The organism is Micromonospora sp. D75 (assembly GCF_018070405.1).
Classification (GTDB): domain Bacteria; phylum Actinomycetota; class Actinomycetes; order Mycobacteriales; family Micromonosporaceae; genus Micromonospora; species Micromonospora chalcea.
On sequence record NZ_JAGPXV010000232.1, the window covers coordinates 1 to 6,276 of the forward strand.

Sequence of the window (6,276 nt, forward strand, 5' to 3'; positions counted from 1 at the left end):
CGCCCGGGGCGCCGCAGGCCAGGCGGCGGACGAACAGGAGCGCCTCCGGCGCGCCGACCAGGCGGTCCATGCCGGCGTCCTCCCACTCGACCGAGATCGGGCCGTCGTAGCCGATCGCGTTCAGCGCCCGGAAGCAGTCCTCCCACGGCACGTCACCGTGGCCGGTGGAGACGAAGTCCCAGCCGCGCCGCAGGTCGGCCCAGGGCAGGTGGGAGGAGAGCCGGCCGCGCCGCCCGTCCCCGGTACGGACCTTCGCGTCCTTGCAGTCGACGTGGTAGATCCGTTCGGCGAAGTCGAAGATGAAGTTCACCGGGTCCAGCTCCTGCCAGACGAAATGCGACGGGTCCCAGTTGAGCCCGAACGCCTCCCGGTGCCCGATCGCCTCCAGCGTCCGCTTGGTGGTCCAGTAGTCGTACGCGATCTCGCTGGGGTGCACCTCGTGCGCGAACCGCACGCCCACCTCGTCGAACACGTCCAGGATCGGGTTCCACCTGTCGGCGAAGTCCTGGTAGCCGCGCTCGATCATGGCCGGTGGCACCGGCGGGAACATGGCCACCGTGTGCCAGATGGACGAGCCGGTGAAGCCGACGACGGTGCGTACGCCGAGTTTCGCCGCCGCCCGCGCGGTGTCCTTGATCTCCTCGGCGGCCCGCTGCCGCACCCCTTCCGGCTCGCCGTCGCCCCAGATCCGGGCCGGCAGGATGTCCTGGTGCCGCTCGTCGATCGGGTGGTCGCAGACGGCCTGCCCGACCAGGTGGTTGGAGATGGCGAACACCTGAAGGTTGTGCTTGGCCAGGGTGGCCCGCTTGCGCTCGACGTACGAGTCGTCGGCGAGCGCCTTGTCCACCTCGAAGTGGTCGCCCCAGCAGGCGATCTCCAGTCCGTCGTAGCCCCACTCGGCGGCGAGCCGGCAGACCTCGTCGAACGGAAGGTCGGCCCACTGGCCGGTGAAGAGCGTGATGGGTCGCGCCATTGTCCTTCTCCCCTGTGGTGATGGGGGATTCCGTCGCGGACCGGGGCGAGGACGACCGGAGGCGGCGGCCTGAGGGCACCGGTGGACGCCGGAGCGTCTGCCTCCCGGGCGGGTTGCGCCTCCCGCCGGGTCACCGGCCACCTCGCGGTCGCCGCCTCCACTCTATGGCCTACCTCAGGGCAGGGTCCAGCGCTGGTTCGCCGCGCCCGTGCACGTCCACAGGTGCACCGCCGTGCCGTCGGCCGAGTTGTTGCCGGACACGTCCAGGCACTTGCCCGACGACGGGTTGCGCAGCGTCCCGTCCGCCTGCGCCGACCAGGTCTGCGCGCCGGTGCCGTTGCACGACCACAACTGGATCTTCGTGCCGTTCGCGTTGCCGCCGCCGGAGACGTCCAGGCACTTGCCCAGCGCCTTCACCGGCCCGTTCGGCGTCACCGTCCACGTCTGCGCCGTCGAGCCGTTGCAGGTGTAGAGCTGGATCTGGGTGCCGTCGGCCGACGAGGCGTTCCGCACGTCCAGGCACTTGCCGGCCAGGCCCTTCACCGGGCCGGTGCGCACGGCCGACGTGGTGAGCGTGAACGCGTCCAGGTCGTAGAGCGCCCCGGTGCCACCGGCGAACGTCAGATAGAGCGTGGTGGTGCCGGCCGGCGGATTGGCGATCGTGCCGGTGACTGTGGTGAACGTGTCCCAGGCGCCGGTGACCGGGACGGTGGCCGAGCCGAGCACGGCGCCGGTGGCCGAGCCGGCCCGTACCTGGAGCGTGCCGCCGGCCCCGGCGGACGACACCCGGGCGGTGAACCCGGTGGCGTCGGCGAGCAGGTACGGCTGGAACGCGATCCAGTCTCCGTTGTGGATGTCGCCGACGGTCTTGCCGCCCTCGGCGGTGGCCTTGTCGAACGTGTTGATCCCGGACGAGGTCTTGAAGTGCTCGGCCTGCCGGTGCCGGGGCTGGAGTGTGTGCTGGGTGTGCGTGGTGAGGCCGCCGGAGTCGGTGTACTCGGCGTCGAAGACCGCGAAGATGTTCGCCGCGTCGTCGTGCTCACCGTCGACGGGTACGGCGATCGAGCCGGTGCAGCCGGTCGCCGAGGTGATCTGGTGGCCGTGCTGGTCGTGGCCGAGCACGTAGGTCATCTTGACCTTCGTGCAGTCGATGGTCGCGTCCTCCGGGTCGGTGACGGTGATCCGGAACGGCACGGTGTCGCCGAAGGAGAACAGCTTGCCGTTGCCGGGTGTCTCGATGACCACAGTCGGGGCGGTGTTGCCGACGGTGATCGACACGCTGGCGGTGCCGGTGGCGCCCTGCGGGTCGCGCACCGTGAGCGTGGCGGTGTACCTGCCGTTGGCGGTGTAGGTGTGCGAGGGGTTCGCCGCGGTGGAGGTGCCGCCGTCGCCGAACGTCCAGGCGTACGTCAGCGCGCCGCCCTCCGGGTCGGACGAGCCGGCCGAGGAGAAGGCCACCGCGAGCGGCGCGGCGCCGGAGGTCCGGTCGGCGGCGGCGCGGGCCACCGGGGCGCGGTTGGCGCCGCCCAGGTAGTCGAAGCGGTACAGCGCCGAGTTGGCGTCGCCGTTGAAGTAGCCGGTGCCGTAGTCGAGCACGTAGTACGCCCCGTCCGGGCCGAACGCGGAGTCCATCACCTGCTTGCCGGTCCACGGGAAGCTGTCGATGGTGCCGGGTGAGCCGTCCGCGTTGACGTGGATCGGCTTGATCCAGCCCCGGCCGAACTCGGTGGCGAAGAACTGCCCGTCGAACGACTGCGGGAACTTGGTGGTGGACGGGTTCGCCGCGTCGTACCGGTAGACCGGACCGCCCATCGGCGACTCGGAGCCGCCGCCGAACTCGGGCGGGCTGCCCGCGTCACCGGCGTAGCGGATCCAGGACGGCTTCGCCGCCGGCAGCGTGGTCAGGCCGGTGTTGCGGAACGAGTTGTTCGTCGGCCCGCCCGTGCAGTCGTACTTCGGTCCGGCGGCGCCGGTGGCGAAGTCCCATTCGGCGTACGTCTCGGCGGCCGTGTTGGTGCCGGTGCAGTACGGCCAGCCGTAGTTGCCGGGCCCGGTGACCCGGTTGAACTCGACCTGCCCGGACGGGCCGCGGGCGGTGGTGGTGCCGGCGTCCGGCCCGTAGTCGCCCACGTAGACGACGCCGGTGGCCTTGTCGACGCTGATCCGGAACGGGTTGCGGAAGCCCATCGCGTAGATCTCCGGGCGGGTCCGCGCGGTGCCGGGCGCGAAGAGGTTGCCGGCCGGGATCGAGTACGTGCCGTTGGCGTTCACCTTGATCCGCAGGATCTTGCCCCGCAGGTCGTTGGTGTTGCCGGCGCTGCGCTGCGCGTCGTACCCGGGGTTGCGGTTGGTGCGCTCGTCGATCGGCGCGTATCCGGCCGAGTCGAACGGGTTGGTGTCGTCGCCGGTGGACAGGTAGAGGTTGCCGGCGGCGTCGAAGTCGATGTCACCGCCGACGTGGCAGCACAGCCCCCGGTCGGCCGGTACGTCGAGCACGTCGACCTTGCTGGCCTGGTTGAGCGTGAAGTCGGCGTTGAGCGTGAACCGGGACAGCCGGTTGACGCCCTGCCAGGCGGAGAAGTCGGTGCCGGTGGCGGGCGCGTCGCCGGCGGGGGTGGACAGCGGCGGCGCGTAGTAGAGGTAGATGTGCCGGTTGGAGGCGAAGCCGGGGTCGACGCCGACGCCCTGCAGCCCCTCCTCGTCGTGGGTGTAGACCGGCAGGGTGCCGATGACTGTGGTGGCGCCGGCCGCGTCGGTGCGGCGCAGCGTGCCGTTGCGGGCGGTGTGCAGGACCGACCGGTCGGGCAGCACCGCCAGGGACATCGGTTCGCCGGTCTCGGCGACGCCGCGGGCGAGTTCGACCTGCTGGAAGTCGCTCGCCGTGATCGGGTGGGCGGACGCCGGGACGGGCGCCGCGGCCGCTGTGACGGTGCCGGCGGTGGCCGCGAGCAGCAGCGCTGCGGCAGCGGCGAACGGTCGTCGGGCACGGGGGTGGTGGTGGCTGGACATGCTGTGCTGTCCCTTCCTGACGCGCGCAGCCAGGACCGGGCGCGCGTCGCGCCGGATGCCGAGCGGGGGATGCTGCGCCTCGGCGAGGCGGGCGGTACGGGGGCGGATCGCCTCGTCGGGTCAGCTAGGTACTGTGCACGACATTAAAACCTTTCGATCAGCCTGTCCATAGCTTCTGATCGATCGGCTTACACTTTCGCCGCCACGCGACAAAAGTAGGTGTCACTCGCGGCGGTCGACAGCCCGCTCCACGAGCGCGGCGAGCACCCGCCGGGCCGGCTCCGCGAGCCCCGCCGCGTCCAGCGCGACCACTGCCGCGTCGGCCCGGGTACGGATCATCCGCTCCACCGCCTCCCGGGCGCCGGACTCCTCGACGATGCCCCGCACCTCGGCGGCGCCCGCCTGATCCAGCGCCGGATCGCCGACCAGCTCGCGCAGCCGGGCCACCCCGGCCGGGGAGGCGGACGCCCGGGCCAGCGCCAGCAGCACCGTCGGCTTGCCCTCGCGCAGGTCGTCCAGATTGGACTTTCCGGTCACCGCCGGATCGCCGAAGACGCCGAGGACGTCGTCGCGGAGCTGGAACGCGTCCCCGAGCGGATCGCCGAACCCGGCCAGCGCCGCCACCTCCGCCGGCGTCGCGCCGGCCAGCGCGGCGCCGATCTGCACCGGACGGGTCACCGTGTAACGGGCCGTCTTCAGCCGCACCACGGCGAGCGCGCTCGCCACCGAACCGTCCCCGGCCGCCGCGACCACGTCCAGGTACTCCCCCGCGATCACCTCCGAGCGCATCCGGGCCAGCAGGACCTGCCCGCCGCGCAGCCGCTCGGGCGGCAACCCGCAGCCGTGGAACATCTGCGCCGACCAGGTGGCGCAGAGGTCCCCGCAGAGCACCGCCGCCTGCCGGCCGTACGCCGCCGGGTCGCCGCGCCAGCCGGACCGCTCGTGCAGGTCGGCGAAGAAGCGGTGCAGCGTGGGCGCTCCCCGGCGGCGGTCACTGCGGTCCACGATGTCGTCGTGGATCAGCGCGAACGCGTGGAACAGCTCCAGCGACGCCGCGGCCACCACGATCGGCCGCTCGTCCGGGCCGCCGAAGCCCCGCCAGCCCCAGTAGCAGAACAGCGGTCGCAGCCGCTTCCCGCCGGCCAGCACGAACCGGCGCAAAGCGGAGTGAACAGTCCCCGTACCGTCGTCCGGCCGACCCGGCCCTCTCGCGTCCAGGAACGCGGCGAGCTCGGCGTCGAAACGGCCCCGAAGCAGGGCCGGGTCGGTCGGTGCGACGGTCACGGTCATGGTGCCTCCCAGGCCAATCCGGCGAGTTCCAGCAACAACGCCTTCACATCGGTCGCCTCCACCCGGGGCCGGATCGCGGCCGGGTCGGAGCAGAGCAGCACCGGGCCGTCCGCCGGATCGGCCGGCAGGCGCCCGTGCGAACCACGCACCGCCCGCGCCCCGGCGTCCAGCCCGACCACGTTCATCAGATAGCGCAGGCCGAGCTTCTTGCGCGCCAGCGCCACCGCCGCACGACGTTTCGCCGCGCCCGGAGCGGCCGGATCGAAGAACAGCTCGGCCGGGTCGTAGCCCGGCTTACGGTGGATCTCCACCAGCCGCGCGAAGTCGGGTGCCCGCGCGTCGTCCAGCCAGTAGTAGTAGGTGAACCAGGAGTCCGGCTCGGCCACCAGCACCAACTCGCCCGAGCGGGGATGGTCCAGGCCGTACCCGGCCTGCCCGGCGGCGTCCAGCACCTCGGCCACGCCGGGCAGCGCCGCGCAGAGCTTCGCCACCGCCGGCACGTCCGCCGGATCCCGGACGTAGACGTGCGCCACCTGGTGGTCGGCCACCGCGAACGCCCGTGACGTCCACGGGTCGAGGTATTCCATCCCGGCCTGGGTGTAGACCCGCAGCAATCCTTCGGCGCGCAGCAGCCGGTTCACGTCCACCGGGCGGGACACGTCGGTGATGCCGTACTCGGACAACGCCACCACAGTAGCGACCCGATCACGGGCCGCGTCCAGCAGCGGGCCGAGCACGTCCCAGGTCTCGGCCCAGTGCCGGTGCGCGGCCTGCCCGATCACGGCGGGGTGCTTGTCGCCGATGGTCGGCCGGTAGGCGTCGTTGTAGAAGGCCAGGTGCTGCTCGCCCCAGAACACCACCATCTGGGCGCGGGACGACAGCATGGTGCTCATCGCGTGGGAGAGCGCGGCGGGCCAGCGGTCCGGGCTGCCGAGCGGGGTGGCGGCCCAGTCGAAGGCGCGCAGCCGCTCGCCCATCTCGCCGCCGGCCGCGAACGCCGCGGC

General features: G+C 72.3%; 4 protein-coding genes. All 4 read right to left on the reverse strand.

Annotated elements, in window-relative coordinates; all coding sequences use genetic code 11:
* Window positions 1-973 (reverse strand): sugar phosphate isomerase/epimerase (locus tag KBX39_RS15785; RefSeq protein WP_210871254.1); only part of this gene is annotated, 973 nt, incomplete at its 3' end.
* 174 nt (window positions 974-1,147) lie between these two features.
* The gene (locus KBX39_RS15790) at window positions 1,148-3,982 is read right to left on the reverse strand and encodes an RICIN domain-containing protein (RefSeq protein ID WP_210871256.1); all 2,835 of its coding nucleotides are present in this window, start codon (window positions 3,980-3,982) and stop codon (window positions 1,148-1,150) included.
* 222 nt (window positions 3,983-4,204) lie between these two features.
* Complete coding sequence (locus KBX39_RS15795) at window positions 4,205-5,272, reverse strand: polyprenyl synthetase family protein (RefSeq protein ID WP_043329105.1); 1,068 nt, start codon at window positions 5,270-5,272, stop codon at window positions 4,205-4,207.
* The coding region (locus KBX39_RS15800; protein WP_247660250.1) for an alkaline phosphatase family protein at window positions 5,269-6,276 on the reverse strand (1,008 nt) is incomplete at its 5' end. The genes KBX39_RS15800 and KBX39_RS15795, both read right to left, overlap by 4 nt.

Excerpts from the sequence above, each read along its gene's own strand:
- KBX39_RS15795 (WP_043329105.1), bottom strand. The coding sequence starts at position 5,272 with ATGACCGTGACCGTCGCACCGACCGACCCGGCCCTGCTTCGGGGCCGT.
- KBX39_RS15790 (WP_210871256.1), bottom strand. The coding sequence starts at position 3,982 with ATGTCCAGCCACCACCACCCCCGTGCCCGACGACCGTTCGCCGCTGCC.